The following is a 15746-nucleotide window of genomic DNA, read 5'->3' on the forward strand; positions in this document are numbered from 1 at the left end:
TCAGAGCTTGCTCGCCAGTTGCTCCAGATGCTCGACGATGTCATCGGGCTTGAGCACCAGAATGTCGCTTTCCAGCTTGTCGATCACCACTTCGGCGGTATTGCCGATCAGGGCCCCGGAAAAGCCGGTACGGGCGACGGTGCCCATCACAGTGACCACGGCGTCCAGGTTTTTGGCTACCCGCGGAATGATCACGTCCGCCGGGCCTTCTTCAATATGCAGGCGGCTGTCGTCAATTTCGCATTGTTGCTGGAAGACTTTACATTCTGTGCGGTAGGTCTGTTCCAGCTCGGTATCCAGCGGGTAGACCGCGTCGACTGTTGCGAGCATTGGCGCCGGGTGGGCGCTGACCACATGCAGTTCGGCATGGGCCATGCTGGCGATGCGAAAGCCGTGGTCGACAATGCTGGTATGCAGGGCCATATGCTCCGGGTCGTTATTGCCCACGTCGACGGCTGCCAGTATCACGCCGTGCTCCCAACTCTGTGCTGTTTTGGCCAGCAGCACCGGGCTAGGGCAATAGCGCAGCAGTTTCCAGTCCTCAGGGGTCAGCAGGACTTTTTTTAGCGGGTTGTCGGGCACATGCTGTTTGATCACCAGCCCGCAGTTGTGCGCCTGCTGCACTTTGATAATGGTGGCGTGCTGGCTTTCGTGCCAGGCCTGCTCGCTGCTCACACTGTAGGCTTCGCTTTTGAGGCTGCTTTCAAGCACGCTCAGCAGGGCTGAGTGGTCATTTTTTTTATCGCAGATCAATAGATGCAGATGCGCCTTGGTGTGACTGGCAATGTGCTTGGCCCGCTTGAGTGCGAGGCTTTCCATCAGGTGAGGCTCGATGACGACCAACAGGCTGTTAATGCTGTGCATGACCGGTGACTCCACATGTAATAGAAACGGCGTGCATTCACTATAGTTGGTCGGCAGTTGAACCTGCGTTGATGCATATCAAGTTGTGTCGTTGGTGCTGCGCGCCGGGGGCCGTATAATCACCGGCTCGCCTCAATTCAGTCTTTGTGAGTCCCATGTCAGCAATTGTTCAAATCACTGCCGGTCTGCCGTGCAATTCCCAATGCCTGGGAGTGTGCGCGTGAATCTTCCTGAAATTCATGAGTTCCTGGGTTGCCGAACGCCTGACGGCTGGATTGCAGCGGCACTGGCTGATCAGGAAACCCTGCTGATCGATCACAAAAACTGCGAGTTCAAGGCCGCCAGCACGGCGCTGAGCCTGATCGCCAAATATCACTCCCATGTTGACCTGATCAATATGATGTCGCGTCTGGCTCGTGAAGAGCTGGTGCACCACGAGCAAGTCATGCGTCTGATGAAAAAGCGCAAGATCGAGCTGCGCCAGCTATCGGCCGGGCGCTATGCCTCGGCGCTGCGCAAGGTGGTGCGCAACCATGAGCCGGTCAAACTGGTGGATACCCTGGTGGTGGGGGCGTTTATCGAGGCCCGCAGCTGCGAGCGTTTCGAGGCGCTGGTGCCGCATCTGGACGAAGAGCTCGGCAAGTTCTACTTCGGTCTGCTCAAGAGCGAGGCCCGACATTTCCAGGGTTATCTGAAGCTGGCCTACCAGTATGGCGACGCCAAGGATATCGCCCAGGTGATCGAGCGGGTGAGGGCGGCGGAGCAGGAGCTGATTGAGTCGCCGGATGTTGAATTCCGCTTTCATAGTGGTGTGCCGGCAGTTTCTTGAGTCTTCTGTAGATCTACTGTGGGAGCGGGCTTGCTCGCGATGCAGACGCTGCGGTCTGTCATGCAGGCAGGGCGATGCCCTCGCGAGCAAGCCCGCTCCCACAACAATCCCGCCATCATCTAGATAGTTGCTCTCTTAGGCACCGGTTTGCGTGCCCGCTGAAAAACCAGATAGATAGCCACCTAATAATCGGCTTGACATTAGCTGCCTAGACAGTAATATTTAGAAACATTACTGCCTAGGCAGCTTCCTGGTGCCCTGATGAAGCATTTTCACCCCGATAACTTTCAAAACTGCACCCTGGGTTTGCTCCTGGGGCGCACGGCCATGCTCAAAGACAAGATCATTGACCGCCATATGGAGCCTTACGGCATCACCGCGGCGCAGTTCAAGGTGCTGATCATCATGGCCCAGTTCGACGTCGACACTCCGGCTGAGCTTTGCCGCCATCTGTGCCTGGACAGCGGCTCGATGACGCGCATGCTCGATCGTCTTGAGCAGAAAAACCTGCTGGTGCGCCAGCGTTCCGAGGCTGACCGTCGCCAGGTGCGGCTGGTACTGAGCGAAGACGGCAAGGCCCTGGCAGGCCTTCTGCCGAAGGTCGGTGCCGATGCGATGAACCAGCTGGCCGGCGCCATCAGCCCGCAAGAACTGCAAAGCCTGGAACAGATCCTCAAGAAAATACTGTTGGCAGCGGGTGATCCCATCACTGTCATGCGTTTAGGTGAAAAATGAGCCACAAGACACTGCGTACAGGCCTGAGCCTGGTTTTTACGTCGATGCTGCTGGCCGGTTGTGCCAGCTACAGCGGGCTGAACACCGAGGGCGTGAGCCAGGACGGGAAAAACCTGGAAGCGGCCAGGACCCTTGCAGGCATTGCCGTCAGCCCGGCGGCATGGCCTGAAAAGGACTGGTGGAAGCGCCTGGGCGACACTCAGCTGGATGGCTTGATCGAACAAGCGTTGCGCGACAGCCCTGATATGCAAATAGCGAGTGCCCGCGCCCATCAAGCAACGGCTGCAGCCGGGGCTGCAGATGCCGCACGCATGCCGACCCTGGATGCCGAGGCCGATGTTTCGCGTTCGCGCCTGTCGCGCTCCCAGGATCCGACCGGCCAGGGTGGCCGTTACGACACGCTACGCAACGCCAGCCTGACATTTAATTACACCTTCGACCTATGGGGCGGCCAGCGTGCGGCCTGGGAAGCGGCGTTGGGCCAGGCCCGCGCTGCCGAAGTCGACACTCAGGCCGCGAGCCTGACCCTGGCTGCCGATGTAGCGCGGGGGTATAGCAGCCTGGGACATGCCTTTATCGTGCGCGACCTGGCCAGGGATGACCTGGAACGCACCGGTAAAATGCTGGACCTGAGCAAGCGCCGCCTGCAAGCCGGTATCGACAGCCATTACCAGTACCAGCAAACCGAAAGCCTTGAGGCCAGCTCCCAGGAGCAGTTGATCAATGCTGAAAAACAACTCAAAAGTGCACGCATCGCGCTGGCGGTGTTGTTGGGCAAGGGGCCGGACCGCGGGATGGATATCGCTCGCCCGAAAACCCTCGCCCCGGGCGCCGTGGCGTTACCGAGCAGCTTGCCAGCTGAACTGCTGGGGCGTCGCCCCGATCTGGTGGCTGCGCGCTGGCGGGTAGAGGCAGCGAGCAAGAATATTGCCGCCGCCCGGACGCGTTTTTATCCCAATCTCAATTTGAGTGCAGCGGCGGGAACCCAGTCGTTGCTGGGTGATGCGCTGTTCGGTTCTGCCAGTCGCTTCCTCAATATTGCCCCGGCGATTTCGCTGCCGATCTTTGATGGCGGGCGTTTGCGTGCCGGGCTGGATGCAGAGGACGCCAATTACGATCTGGCGGTGGCGCAATACAACAAGATCCTGGTCGGCGCCCTGGGCGATGTCAGTGACACCCTGGCGCAGTTAAGTGCCGTGGGCCAGCAGATAAGCGCCCAGCAACGGGCCACCCAGATCGCTCAGGAGTCGTTCGATACCGTCTTGCAGCGCTACGGCTCGGGTGTCGGCAACTACCTCGACGTGCTCAGCATCGAGCAGCAATTGTTGCAGGCGCAGCGCCAGCTGGCGGGCCTGAATGCCGAGCAGATCGACCTTTCGATTCAACTGATGCAAGCCCTGGGCGGCGGACTTGAGCCCGGCAATCCGGCTGCGGCCGCTCCCGCTGAAGCCCTCGCTGGCAGAATAATTTAGGTACCCGTCATGGCCACTGTGCAAACACCGAATGAAACGCAACAACCCCAGGACGCTGCCAGCCAGCGCAAACGCAAGCTCTGGCTGAGCGGCCTGGCAATTTTGGTCATCCTGCTCGGGCTGGGTGTCTGGGCCTGGGAAGAGCTCTATGGTCGCTGGAATGAAAGCACCGACGATGCCTATGTAAATGGCAACGTGGTTGAAATCACCCCGTTGGTCACCGGTACGGTGGTGAGTATCGGCGCCGATGATGGCGATCTGGTGCATGAAGGGCAGGTGCTGATTGACTTCGATCCGAGCGATGCCCAGGTCGGCCTGCAGAGCGCTGAAGCCAATCTGGCCCGTACCGTGCGCCAGGTACGCGGCCTGTTCAGTGATGTGAAGGGCATGAAAGCCCAGGTGGCTGCGCAGAAAGTTGAAGTGCAGAAAAACCAGGATAACTACAGCCGCCGTAAAAGCCTGGCAGCAGGCGGGGCGATCTCTCAGGAAGAGTTGTCCCATGCCCGGGATGATCTGTCTTCGGCGCAAAGCGCCTTGCGCAATGCCGAGCAAAAACTCGACACCACCCTGGCGCTGGTCGATAACACCACGGTGGCCAACCACCCGGATGTGAAGGCTGCAGCGGCGCAACTGCGCCAGGCGTACCTGGCCAATGCCCGTTCCACCCTGATTGCGCCGGTCACCGGTTATGTGGCCAAGCGCACCGTGCAGCTGGGCCAGCGGGTTCAGCCGGGCACGGCGTTGATGGCGGTCATTCCGCTTAACCAGCTGTGGATCGATGCCAACTTCAAGGAAACCCAGTTGCACAAGATGCGTATCGGGCAGGCGGTGGATATTGAGTCTGATATCTACGGCAGCGGCGTGAAATACAGCGGCACCATCGACAGTATCGGTGCCGGTACCGGCAGTGCATTTGCTCTGTTGCCCGCGCAAAATGCCACGGGCAACTGGATCAAGATTGTCCAGCGTGTGCCGGTGCGTATTCATATCAATGCCGATGAGCTGGCCGAGCACCCGTTGCGGGTCGGCTTGTCGACGACTGTGGATGTCAACCTGCGTGACCAAAGTGGTCCGGTACTGGCTCAGCAACCGCCGCAAAAAGCTTCGTTCTCCACCACGGTGTATGCGCAGCAATTGGTCGATGCCGAAGCCCTGATTACGCGTTTGATTGACAGCAACAGCGCTGGCACTGGCGACATGGCCGCCCAACGCTGATTCGCCAATCCATGAGCCCCGCCGCAAGGGTGGGGCTGCATCCCCGGTTTTAAAGGATTTGCGATGAGTACAAACGCGTCATTTTCCCCTCCCAGCCTGGTAATGGCCACGATCGGCCTGTCGCTGGCGACCTTTATGCAGGTGCTGGACACCACCATCGCCAACGTCGCCTTGCCCACCATCTCCGGTAATCTTGGAGTGAGTTCGGAGCAGGGTACCTGGGTCATTACGTCATTTGCGGTCAGTAACGCGATTGCCTTGCCGTTAACCGGCTGGCTCAGCCGGCGGTTTGGTGAGGTTAAGTTGTTTCTGTGGGCCACGATGCTGTTCGTTCTGGCCTCGTTTTTGTGCGGTATTTCCACCTCGATGCCAGAGCTGGTCGGGTTTCGCGTGCTCCAGGGGTTGGTGGCCGGGCCGCTTTATCCCATGACCCAGACTTTGCTGATTGCGGTGTATCCCCCGGCAAAACGGGGGATGGCATTGGCATTGCTGGCAATGGTCACGGTGGTTGCACCGATTGCCGGGCCTATTTTGGGCGGCTGGATCACCGACAGTTACAGTTGGCCGTGGATCTTCTTTATCAATATCCCGATCGGTATTTTTGCCGTGATGGTGGTTCGCCAGCAACTCAAGGCGCGCCCGGTGGTGATTACCCGTCAACCGATGGATTACGTGGGACTAATCACCTTGATCATCGGTGTGGGTGCGTTGCAGATCGTGCTCGACAAGGGCAATGATCTGGACTGGTTCGAGTCCAGTTTCATCCTCTCGGGCACGGCGTTATCGGTAGTGGCACTGGCGGCCTTTATCATTTGGGAAATGACAGACAAGCATCCGATCGTCAACTTGCGCCTGTTTGCTCACCGTAACTTCCGGATTGGCACCATTGTGCTGGTGTTGGGTTATGCCGGGTTCTTTGGTATCAACCTGATTTTGCCGCAATGGCTGCAGACGCAGATGGGCTATACCGCTACCTGGGCCGGTCTGGCGGTGGCACCGATCGGGATCTTGCCGGTTTTGATGTCGCCCTTTGTGGGCAAGTACGCGAATAAATTCGACTTGCGCCTGTTGGCCGGGCTGGCCTTTTTGGCTATTGGCCTGAGCTGCTTTATGCGTGCCGAGTTCACCAATGAGGTGGATTTCCAGCATATCGCGATGGTGCAGCTGTTCATGGGGATTGGCGTGGCCCTGTTCTTTATGCCGACCTTGACCATTTTGATGTCGGATTTGCCGCCGCATCAGATTGCTGATGGCGCGGGGCTAGCGACCTTCCTGCGCACACTGGGCGGCAGCTTTGCGGCGTCCTTGACCACCTGGATCTGGATTCGCCGGGCGGATCAGCATCATGCCTACTTGAGCGAAAGCATCAGCGCCTATGACCCTGTGACCCGGCATACGCTCGAAAGCCTGGGGGGCGCCAGCACGCCCGCCTATGCACAGATGGACAAGATTCTGACCAGTCAGGCCTATATGTTCTCCACCGTGGATTACTTCACCATGATGGGTTGGCTGTTTATGGGCTTGATTCTGCTGGTGTGGCTGGCGAAACCACCGTTTATAGCCAAGGCGGGGCCGGCGACCAGCGGGCATTAGAGGTAGAGGGGCTGGAGCCCTGCAAGTCCCTTGTGGGAGCGAGCCTGCTCGCGAAAGTCGGCATGCGGTTTATCTGTGATGTTGTGCAGAAACCTTCGCGAGCAGGCTCGCTCCCACGAGTTTACTGTGCGCCAGGCGGAGCAAAATCAAACGGCGTCAGCTGCATGCCTTGCTCATCCACTTGCAGTACCCAGCCCTGGCGGTCCCAGTCACCCAGCACAATGCGCCGGGCGGTCTGTTCGCCGATCTGCAGTTTGTGTATCGCCGGGCGGTGGGTGTGGCCGTGAATCAGGGTGTGCACACCAAAGTGCGCCATGATCCGGGGTACTTCCTCGGGAGTCACGTCAACGATGTCGTTGGCTTTCATGCGGGTCTGGGCGCGGCTTTCGCTGCGCAGCTTGCGCGCCAGTTTATGCCGGGTGCTCAGCGGCAGGTGGCGCAGGACCCACAAAGTGACGGGGTTGCGCAGGATGCGTCGCAGGCGCATATAGGCTTCGTCGCGCGTGCACAGGCTGTCGCCGTGCATCAACAAAACCGGTTCGCCATAGAAGTCGACCACGCTGGGGTCTTTGATCAGGGTGCAGCCAGCCGCTTTACAAAAGGCCTGGCCCAGTAAAAAGTCGCGGTTGCCGTGCATCAGAAAGATCTGCGTGCCGGTCTCGCTCAGGGTGCGCAGCGCTGCACAGATCGAGCGCTGATAGGGGGTCATGGCATCGTCGCCAATCCAGGCTTCGAAAAAGTCGCCCAGGATGTAGAGCGCCTGAGCCGAGCGCGCACGCCCGGTCAGGAAATCCAGAAACGCCCGGGTAATGTCCGGGCGCTCCTCTTCCAGATGCAAATCTGAAATCAGCAGTATCACTCAATGATCTCTGCTTTCTCGACGATCACGTCATCTTTAGGCACGTCCTGGTGGCCGGCTTTGGATGTGGTGGCAACGCCTTTGATCTTGTCTACTACGTCCTGGCCTGCAACGACTTTACCGAATACGGCGTAGCCCCAGCCCTGAGCGGTTTTGCCGCTGTGGTTGAGGAAGCTGTTGTCAGCCACGTTGATGAAGAACTGGGCGGAAGCCGAATGCGGTTCCATGGTGCGAGCCATGGCCACGGTGTACTTCTCGTTCGGCAGGCCGTTGTCGGCTTCGTTCTGGATGCTTGGACGCTTGTCTTTCTTTTCTTTCATGCCTGGCTCAAAACCGCCGCCCTGGATCATGAAGTTGCCGATTACACGGTGGAAAACGGTGTTTTCGTAGTGGCCGGCTTTTACGTATTCGATGAAGTTGGCTACGGTGATCGGTGCTTTTTCAGCGTTCAGTTCGATCACGATGTCGCCGTGGTTGGTGCTCAGTTTTACTTGGGTCATGGTCGTATCGCTCTATCAGGGAATTCGTCGGGCCGGGGAGCGGGGTGAACACACCTCAATCTCCCGGGCTGGCTGGGTAGATACAGCCGCGGGCGGAGTTTAGCGTGCTCGCACGGCATTTCGATGGTGTTTTTCCCATATGGGGACTAAAAGCCGGCATTTCAATCGCTTTGATTGAGCACCTGCTCTGTCAGTGACTTGGCGGCATCGGCTATGATAGGCGCTTTGATTTAGTCGGCCGACCCAGGCCGCGCACCCTGTTACGTTCAAGGATCCTATGAGCAAGCCCACTGTCGACCCCACTCTGAATCCAAAGGCTGGCCCTGCTGTCCCGGCTAACTTCCTGCGTCCAATCGTTCAGGCGGACCTAGACTCGGGTAAATACACACAGATCGTGACCCGCTTTCCGCCGGAGCCAAACGGCTATCTGCACATCGGTCATGCCAAATCCATTTGTGTGAACTTTGGGCTGGCTCAAGAGTTTGGCGGCGTGACGCATTTGCGTTTTGACGACACCAACCCGGCAAAAGAAGACCAGGAATACATCGACGCCATCGAAAGCGACGTCAAGTGGCTGGGCTTCGAGTGGGCCGGTGAAGTGCGTTACGCGTCGCAATACTTCGATCAACTGCACGAGTGGGCGATTTACCTGATCAAAGAAGGCAAGGCCTACGTCTGCGACCTGACGCCCGAGCAAGCCAAGGAATACCGCGGCAGCCTGACCGAGCCCGGCAAGAACAGCCCGTTCCGCGACCGTAGCGTTGAAGAGAACCTGGATCTGTTCGCCCGCATGACCGCCGGTGAGTTTGAAGACGGCAAGCGTGTGCTGCGCGCCAAGATCGACATGACCTCGCCGAACATGAACTTGCGCGACCCGATCATGTACCGCATCCGTCATGCCCATCACCACCAGACCGGTGACAAGTGGTGCATCTACCCCAACTATGACTTCACCCACGGTCAGTCGGATGCCATTGAAGGCATCACCCATTCGATCTGCACCCTGGAGTTCGAAAGCCATCGTCCGCTGTACGAATGGTTCCTGGACAGCCTGCCAGTACCGGCGCGCCCGCGTCAGTACGAGTTCAGCCGTCTGAACCTCAACTACACCATCACCAGCAAGCGCAAGCTCAAGCAGCTGGTCGATGAAAAGCACGTCAACGGCTGGGATGACCCGCGCATGTCGACGCTGTCGGGTTTCCGCCGTCGCGGTTACACGCCTAAATCGATTCGTAATTTCTGTGACATGGTCGGCACCAACCGTTCTGACGGTGTTGTTGACTTCGGCATGCTGGAATTCAGCATTCGTGACGATCTGGACCACAGCGCGCCGCGCGCCATGTGCGTGCTGCGTCCATTGAAAGTGATCATCACCAACTACCCGGAAGGTCAGGTCGAAAACCTCGAGCTGCCTTGCCACCCTAAGGAAGACATGGGTGTGCGGGTGTTGCCGTTTGCCCGTGAAATCTACATCGACCATGAAGACTTCATGGAAGAGCCGCCAAAAGGCTACAAGCGTCTTGAGCCTGCGGGCGAAGTGCGTTTGCGCGGCAGCTATGTGATCCGTGCCGACGAAGCGATCAAGGATGCCGATGGCAACATCGTTGAACTGCATTGCTCGTACGATCCGCTGACCCTGGGTAAAAACCCTGAAGGTCGCAAGGTCAAGGGTGTTGTGCATTGGGTGCCGGCGGCTGCCAGCGTCGAATGCGAAGTGCGTTTGTATGATCGTCTGTTCCGCTCGCCGAACCCTGAAAAGGCCGAAGACGGCGCGGGCTTCCTGGAAAACATCAACCCTGACTCGCTGCAGGTACTGACCGGTTGTCGTGCTGAACCCTCGCTGGGCAATGCACAGCCGGAAGACCGTTTCCAGTTCGAGCGCGAAGGCTACTTCTGCGCAGATATCAAGGACTCGAAACCCGGTCACCCGGTATTCAACCGTACCGTGACCCTGCGTGATTCGTGGGGCCAGTGATCAAGTTTTGAAGGAACAAGCCGTGCTTACGATCTACAACACGCTCACCAAGAGCAAAGAAGTTTTCAAGCCGCTGGACGGCAACAATGTGCGCATGTACGTGTGCGGCATGACCGTGTACGACTACTGCCACATCGGCCATGGTCGCAGCATGATTGCCTTCGATCTGGTGACCCGCTGGTTGCGTTTCAGCGGCTACAACCTGACCTACGTGCGCAACATTACGGACATTGAAGACAAGATCATCAATCGTGCGCGTGAAAACGGCGAGCCTTTCGAGGTGCTGACCGAGCGCATGATCGCGGCCATGCATGAAGATGAAGCGCGGCTCAATATCCTCAAGCCGGATATGGAGCCTCGTGCCACGGATCATATCCCTGGCATGCACGCGATGATCCAGACCCTGATCGACAAGGGTTACGCCTATGCCCCGGGCAATGGTGACGTGTACTACCGCGTTGCCAAGTTCATGGGCTACGGCAAGCTGTCGCGCAAAAAGATCGAAGATCTGCGCATCGGCGCGCGCATCGAGGTCGACGAGGCCAAGGACGATCCGCTGGACTTCGTGTTGTGGAAAGGCGTCAAGCCTGGCGAGCCGAGCTGGGAGTCGCCGTGGGGCCCGGGTCGTCCGGGCTGGCACATTGAATGCTCGGTGATGTCTACCTGCTGCCTGGGTGAGACCTTCGATATTCATGGCGGCGGCAGCGACCTGGAGTTTCCGCACCATGAGAACGAAATCGCCCAAAGCGAGGCGGCTACGGGTAAAACCTACGCCAATGCCTGGATGCATTGCGGGATGATTCGCATCAATGGCGAGAAGATGTCCAAGTCCTTGAACAACTTCTTCACCATTCGCGACGTTCTGGCGAAGTATCACCCGGAGGTTGTGCGTTATCTGTTGGTGTCGAGCCACTACCGTAGTTCGATCAACTATTCGGAAGACAATCTCAAGGATGCCAAGGCAGCCCTTGATCGCTTCTATAACGCACTGAAAGGGTTGCCCAAGGTTGCTCCGGCCGGTGGTGAAGCCTTTGTTGAGCGCTTTACCCAAGTCATGAACGACGACTTCGGTACGCCGGAAGCCTGTGCGGTGCTGTTCGAGATGGTTCGCGAGATCAACCGGTTGCGCGAAACCGATCTGCAGGCGGCTGCCGGTCTGGCGGCACGTCTCAAGCAATTGGCCGATGTGCTGGGTGTGTTGCAGCTTGAAGCGGATGACTTTCTGCAGGCCGGTGCTGAAGGCAAGATCGATGCCGCTCAGGTGCAGGCCTTGATCGATGCGCGTCTGGCTGCCCGCGCTGCCAAGGACTGGGCGGAGTCTGACCGTATCCGTGATCAGTTCGCCGCAATGGGTGTGGTGCTGGAAGACAGTAAAGGCGGGACAACCTGGCGCTTGGCTGACTAGATTGCCCGTTGTGTGAACAAAAGCCCGTACGGGGCGTGATGCTGATGATTTTGTGGGAACGAGGTCATGGCATTGCGCCAAGTGCGGGCTTTTGTTTGCCCGGATTTTAGCGGCGCCAATAAAAACGGCACCCGAAGGTGCCGTTTTTTTGCAGCGCTTTGCACTAGTTGCCGTGCAATTCTTCGGCTGCGTACAAGGTGTTTTCCAGCAGGCAGGCACGAGTCATCGGGCCTACGCCGCCCGGTACCGGGGTGATCCAGCCCGCGCGGGGCAGGGCAGTCTCGTACACCACGTCGCCCACCAGCTTGCCATCAGCCTGGCGGTTGATGCCCACGTCGATGACGATGGCGCCTTCCTTGATCCATTCGCCTTTGACCAGGCCAGGCTTGCCGGCAGCTACCACCACCAGGTCGGCGCGGCCAACGTGGCCGGCCAGGTCCTTGGTGAAACGGTGGGTTACGGTCACGGTGCAGCCAGCCAGCAGCAATTCCATGGCCATCGGGCGTCCAACGATATTGGAGGCGCCGACAATGACCGCGTCCATTCCGTACAGGTCCTGGCCGGTGCTTTCCAGCAGGGCCATGATGCCTTTGGGGGTGCATGGGCGCAGCAGCGGGATGCGTTGGGCCAGACGACCGACGTTATAGGGGTGGAAACCGTCGACATCTTTGTCCGGGCGGATACGCTCCAGCAGTTTGGAGGCATCCAGATGGGCAGGCAGAGGCAGTTGCAGCAGGATGCCGTCGATGTTCGCGTCGTCATTGAGACGGTCGATCAGGTCGGTGAGGTCCTGTTGGGTCGTGTCGGAGGGCAGGTCATAGGCTTGGGAAATAAAGCCTACCTCTTCGCAGTCTTTACGCTTGTGCGAAACATAAACCTGGGAAGCAGGATCGCTGCCGACCAGAATCACTGCCAGACCAGGGGTGCGCAGGCCTTGCTCGTGGCGCTCGGCGACACGTTTGGCAATCTGCTGGCGCAGGCTGGCGGCGATCGCTTTGCCGTCGATTAGTTGTGCAGTCATTACGCGTGATTAACCATCGTAAAGGGTGGAAAAAGGACGTGCATTCTCGCATGCCGCGGCGCGAGGGCAAAGGCGCCTGGTCTGTTTATTGCCCTAACTCCTTTATATTTCTAAACTTTTTTTAAAAAACAGTTGACGACTTACGGGCTCACCTATAACATTCGTCGCACTTGTCGGGCACAGCCTAGCACTGGTTAAGAAGGTAGAGCGAAGTTGTTGTCCAGCTTGGTGATACTGAAAGCACTTGGTTTGTAGTCGTCAAAGAATACAGGCTAACAATGCGCCCGTAGCTCAGCTGGATAGAGCATCCGCCTTCTAAGCGGATGGTCGCAGGTTCGAGTCCTGCCGGGTGCGCCATTAGGCAGCTTTGGCACAAGTAAAGCAGTACAGGCAATATGGTGGGCGTAGCTCAGTTGGTAGAGCACGGGATTGTGACTCCCGTTGTCGAGGGTTCGATCCCCTTCGTCCACCCCATATTTAGAAAGCCGCCAGATTAAAAGTCTGGCGTCTTTGCTTCAAGAGTTTGAAATGCGGATGTGGTGGAATTGGTAGACACACTGGATTTAGGTTCCAGCGCCGCAAGGTGTGAGAGTTCGAGTCTCTCCGTCCGCACCAAATTTTGATAGAGCCGCTTGTAGCGGCTTTTTCTTTGGTTGTAACTGTCGGCTTCCAGGAGCAGGCAGCGTTGTAAGCGCACTATGGTGGGCGTAGCTCAGTTGGTAGAGCACGGGATTGTGACTCCCGTTGTCGAGGGTTCGATCCCCTTCGTCCACCCCATATTAAAAGAAAACGCCAGACTAACCCTCTGGCGTTTTTTTGTATCTGCGGTTTGAGAATCGCATATAGGGGTGTCGTTCGGCGCCTTGTTTCCCGCATGCTTAGCGTCCTCTGTGATTTGTGTGACAATGCGCGCAGATCGGGGTAGCTCCAAAGGCTGCCCGTTATCGCCAATTGATCAGTGCAGTCTTCTATCTATATAGAAGGCGAGGCGGATGGCTGCTTTTACTTAATTTCTGTCGGCCGTTTCTTAGGGTGTTTGCGGTAGGGTGACTTCTTGAGTTTGACCCACTAGAATGCTTGCCCTTGATTATGGGGTCGGAAACGGCCGGCTAATGTCTGTGCAACGAGGAATATCCATGCAAGTTTCTGTTGAAAATACTTCCGCTCTTGAGCGTCGCATGACCATTGGCGTGCCAGCTGAGCGTATTGAGGCTGAAGTCAACAAGCGTCTGCAACAGACTGCCCAAAAGGCCAAGATCCCGGGCTTCCGTCCAGGCAAGGTGCCAATGAGCGTAATCCGTCAGCGTTACGAAGCTGATGCGCGCCAGGAAGCGCTGGGCAATGTAGTCCAGTCTTCGTTCTACGAAGCTGTGGTTGAGCAGAAGCTGAACCCGGCTGGTGCTCCTTCGATCGAGCCTAAGGTTTTCGAAAAAGGCAAAGATCTGGAATACGTTGCTACTTTCGAAGTATTCCCTGAATTCGAAGTGACCGGTCTGGACACCATCGCTATCGAGCGCCTGAGCGCCGAAGTGGCTGATGCCGACCTGGACAAGATGCTGGACGTGCTGCGCAAGCAGAACACCCGCTTTGAAGTGACTGACCGTGCTGCCCAGAACGATGATCAGCTGAACATCGATTTCGTTGGCAAGGTAGACGGCGAAGTGTTCGCTGGCGGCTCCGCCACCGGTACTCAGCTGGTGCTGGGTTCGGGCCGCATGATTCCTGGCTTTGAAGAAGGCCTGGTAGGCGCCAAAGCCGGTGAAGAGCGCGTTCTGAAACTGACTTTCCCTGCTGACTACCAGAATCTGGACCTGGCTGGCAAAGAAGCCGAGTTCACCGTAACCGTGAACACTGTTTCCGAGCCTAAGCTGCCAGAGCTGAACGAAGAGTTCTTCGCCCAGTTCGGTATCAAGGAAACCGGTCTGGAAGGCTTCCGCGCCGAAGTTCGCAAGAACATGGAGCGTGAACTGCGTCAGGCCATCAAGTCCAAGGTCAAGAACCAGGTAATGGACGGCCTGCTGGCTGCCAACCCGATCGAAGTGCCGAAGTCGCTGCTGGCCAACGAAGTTGACCGTCTGCGCGTGCAGGCTGTTCAGCAGTTCGGTGGTAACATCAAGCCTGATCAACTGCCGGCAGAGCTGTTCGAAGAGCAAGCCAACCGCCGTGTAGTGCTGGGTCTGATCGTGGCTGAAGTGGTCAAGCAGTTCGACCTCAAGCCTGACGAAGATCGCGTTCGCGAAATGATTCAGGAAATGGCTTCCGCTTACCAGGAGCCAGAGCAGGTTGTAGCCTGGTACTACAAAAACGACGCGCAATTGAACGAGGTTCGTTCGGTTGTGCTGGAAGAGCAAGTTGTGGATACTGTTCTGCAGAAGGCCAAGGTGACCGATAAAGCGGTCTCTTACGAAGAAGCTGTCAAGCCGGTGGAAGCTCCACAAGCCGACTGATTTCTGACTCGTTAGAAAACACAACCATAAGCCAGCCTCGAGCTGGCTTATGCGTATCCAGACAAGACTATTTGGGAGTGACTGCCGGACATGTCCCGCAATTCTTATATTCAGCAGAACTCTGATATCCACGCCGCTGGCGGCCTGGTCCCGATGGTTGTCGAGCAGTCCGCTCGTGGCGAACGCGCTTACGACATCTACTCGCGCCTCCTGAAGGAGCGAATCATCTTCCTGGTCGGCCCCGTAGAAGACTACATGGCCAACCTGGTGGCTGCGCAGCTGCTGTTCCTTGAAGCCGAGAACCCGGACAAGGACATCCACCTGTACATCAACTCGCCGGGCGGTTCGGTGACTGCAGGCATGTCGATCTACGACACCATGCAATTCATCAAGCCTGACGTGTCGACCATCTGCATCGGCCAGGCCTGCAGCATGGGTGCCTTCCTGTTGGCTGGTGGCGCACCGGGCAAGCGTCACTGCCTGCCGAACTCGCGCATGATGATTCACCAGCCACTGGGCGGTTTCCAGGGCCAGGCGTCGGATATCGACATTCATGCCAAGGAAATCCTCAACATCCGTCACCGTTTGAACTCGCTGCTGGCTCACCACACGGGCCAGACTCTCGAAACCATCGAGCGCGACACCGAGCGTGACAACTTCATGAGCGCCGAGCGTGCAGCCGAATACGGTTTGATCGACTCTGTGTTCAGCAAGCGTCAAATGCCCGCTTAAGCAGCTCAAATGTGGGTGGTTGGGTTAACCGACCACCTGCGGGCTTGAAAAAGCCCGCAGTTGCCTTCATCTTGTGTTGCAAGCCTATCGGATTTGGAT

The 15746-nt window shown here is 57.6% G+C and carries 13 protein-coding genes and 4 tRNA genes; 13 read left to right on the forward strand and 4 right to left on the reverse strand.

Annotated elements, in window-relative coordinates; translation table 11 throughout:
• On the reverse strand, window positions 1-864 hold the full coding sequence (locus tag PPTH39_RS13995) for a universal stress protein (protein ID WP_130872103.1): 864 nt from the start codon (window positions 862-864) through the stop codon (window positions 1-3).
• Between the two features lie 220 nt (window positions 865-1084).
• On the opposite strand from PPTH39_RS13995, the gene PPTH39_RS14000 reads away from it, so the two are divergent.
• The 5 genes from PPTH39_RS14000 (at window position 1085) to PPTH39_RS14020 (ending at window position 6708) form a co-directional block, all read left to right on the forward strand.
• Window positions 1085-1693 carry a MiaE family protein gene (locus PPTH39_RS14000; protein ID WP_095001718.1) on the forward strand — a complete coding sequence of 203 codons (609 nt, stop codon included), beginning with the start codon at window positions 1085-1087 and terminating at the stop codon, window positions 1691-1693.
• A gap of 261 nt (window positions 1694-1954) precedes the next feature.
• Window positions 1955-2428: a MarR family winged helix-turn-helix transcriptional regulator gene (locus PPTH39_RS14005; protein ID WP_095020911.1), complete on the forward strand. Its 474-nt coding sequence runs from the start codon at window positions 1955-1957 to the stop codon at window positions 2426-2428.
• Window positions 2425-3900 carry an efflux transporter outer membrane subunit gene (locus tag PPTH39_RS14010; RefSeq protein WP_095001716.1) on the forward strand — a complete coding sequence of 492 codons (1476 nt, stop codon included), beginning with the start codon at window positions 2425-2427 and terminating at the stop codon, window positions 3898-3900. Before PPTH39_RS14005 ends, PPTH39_RS14010 begins: the two co-directional genes overlap by 4 nt.
• 9 nt (window positions 3901-3909) lie before the next feature.
• Entirely contained in the window at window positions 3910-5115 is a 1206-nt protein-coding gene (locus tag PPTH39_RS14015; protein WP_095019325.1) for an efflux RND transporter periplasmic adaptor subunit, read from the forward strand.
• A gap of 63 nt (window positions 5116-5178) precedes the next feature.
• Window positions 5179-6708: a DHA2 family efflux MFS transporter permease subunit gene (locus tag PPTH39_RS14020; RefSeq protein ID WP_095001714.1), complete on the forward strand. Its 1530-nt coding sequence runs from the start codon at window positions 5179-5181 to the stop codon at window positions 6706-6708.
• A gap of 121 nt (window positions 6709-6829) precedes the next feature.
• On the opposite strand, the gene lpxH is transcribed toward PPTH39_RS14020, so the two are convergent.
• Entirely contained in the window at window positions 6830-7567 is a 738-nt protein-coding gene (lpxH, locus tag PPTH39_RS14025) for a UDP-2,3-diacylglucosamine diphosphatase (protein WP_095026549.1), read from the reverse strand.
• On the reverse strand, window positions 7564-8067 hold the full coding sequence (locus PPTH39_RS14030; protein ID WP_095001712.1) for a peptidylprolyl isomerase: 504 nt from the start codon (window positions 8065-8067) through the stop codon (window positions 7564-7566). Before PPTH39_RS14030 ends, lpxH begins: the two co-directional genes overlap by 4 nt.
• A 277-nt stretch (window positions 8068-8344) precedes the next feature.
• Between PPTH39_RS14030 and PPTH39_RS14035 the strand changes: the two genes are divergently transcribed.
• Window positions 8345-10042 carry a glutamine--tRNA ligase/YqeY domain fusion protein gene (locus PPTH39_RS14035; RefSeq protein ID WP_095026548.1) on the forward strand — a complete coding sequence of 566 codons (1698 nt, stop codon included), beginning with the start codon at window positions 8345-8347 and terminating at the stop codon, window positions 10040-10042.
• 22 nt (window positions 10043-10064) lie between these two features.
• The gene (gene cysS, locus PPTH39_RS14040) at window positions 10065-11447 is read left to right on the forward strand and encodes a cysteine--tRNA ligase (protein ID WP_130872104.1); all 1383 of its coding nucleotides are present in this window, start codon (window positions 10065-10067) and stop codon (window positions 11445-11447) included.
• 163 nt (window positions 11448-11610) lie between these two features.
• Here cysS and folD read toward each other — a convergent pair whose 3' ends face one another.
• Complete coding sequence (gene folD / locus PPTH39_RS14045) at window positions 11611-12468, reverse strand: bifunctional methylenetetrahydrofolate dehydrogenase/methenyltetrahydrofolate cyclohydrolase FolD (RefSeq protein ID WP_088377854.1); 858 nt, start codon at window positions 12466-12468, stop codon at window positions 11611-11613.
• Between the two features lie 280 nt (window positions 12469-12748).
• Here folD and PPTH39_RS14050 point away from each other — a divergent pair.
• The 6 genes from PPTH39_RS14050 (at window position 12749) to clpP (ending at window position 15647) form a co-directional block, all read left to right on the forward strand.
• Window positions 12749-12825, forward strand: a tRNA-Arg gene (locus PPTH39_RS14050).
• Between the two features lie 41 nt (window positions 12826-12866).
• Window positions 12867-12942: transfer RNA gene (locus PPTH39_RS14055), tRNA-His, on the forward strand.
• 56 nt (window positions 12943-12998) lie between these two features.
• Window positions 12999-13083, forward strand: a tRNA-Leu gene (locus PPTH39_RS14060).
• An 86-nt stretch (window positions 13084-13169) separates the two neighbouring features.
• Window positions 13170-13245, forward strand: a tRNA-His gene (locus PPTH39_RS14065).
• A 359-nt stretch (window positions 13246-13604) separates the two neighbouring features.
• Window positions 13605-14915, forward strand: a complete 1311-nt coding sequence (gene tig, locus PPTH39_RS14070; RefSeq protein ID WP_029611584.1) for a trigger factor — start codon at window positions 13605-13607, stop codon at window positions 14913-14915.
• Window positions 14916-15005: 90 nt separating this feature from the next.
• On the forward strand, window positions 15006-15647 hold the full coding sequence (gene clpP, locus PPTH39_RS14075; protein ID WP_095001709.1) for an ATP-dependent Clp endopeptidase proteolytic subunit ClpP: 642 nt from the start codon (window positions 15006-15008) through the stop codon (window positions 15645-15647).
• Window positions 15648-15746: the final 99 nt, after the last annotated feature.

It is taken from the genome of Pseudomonas bubulae, assembly GCF_900618535.1.
Lineage (GTDB): Bacteria > Pseudomonadota > Gammaproteobacteria > Pseudomonadales > Pseudomonadaceae > Aquipseudomonas > Aquipseudomonas bubulae.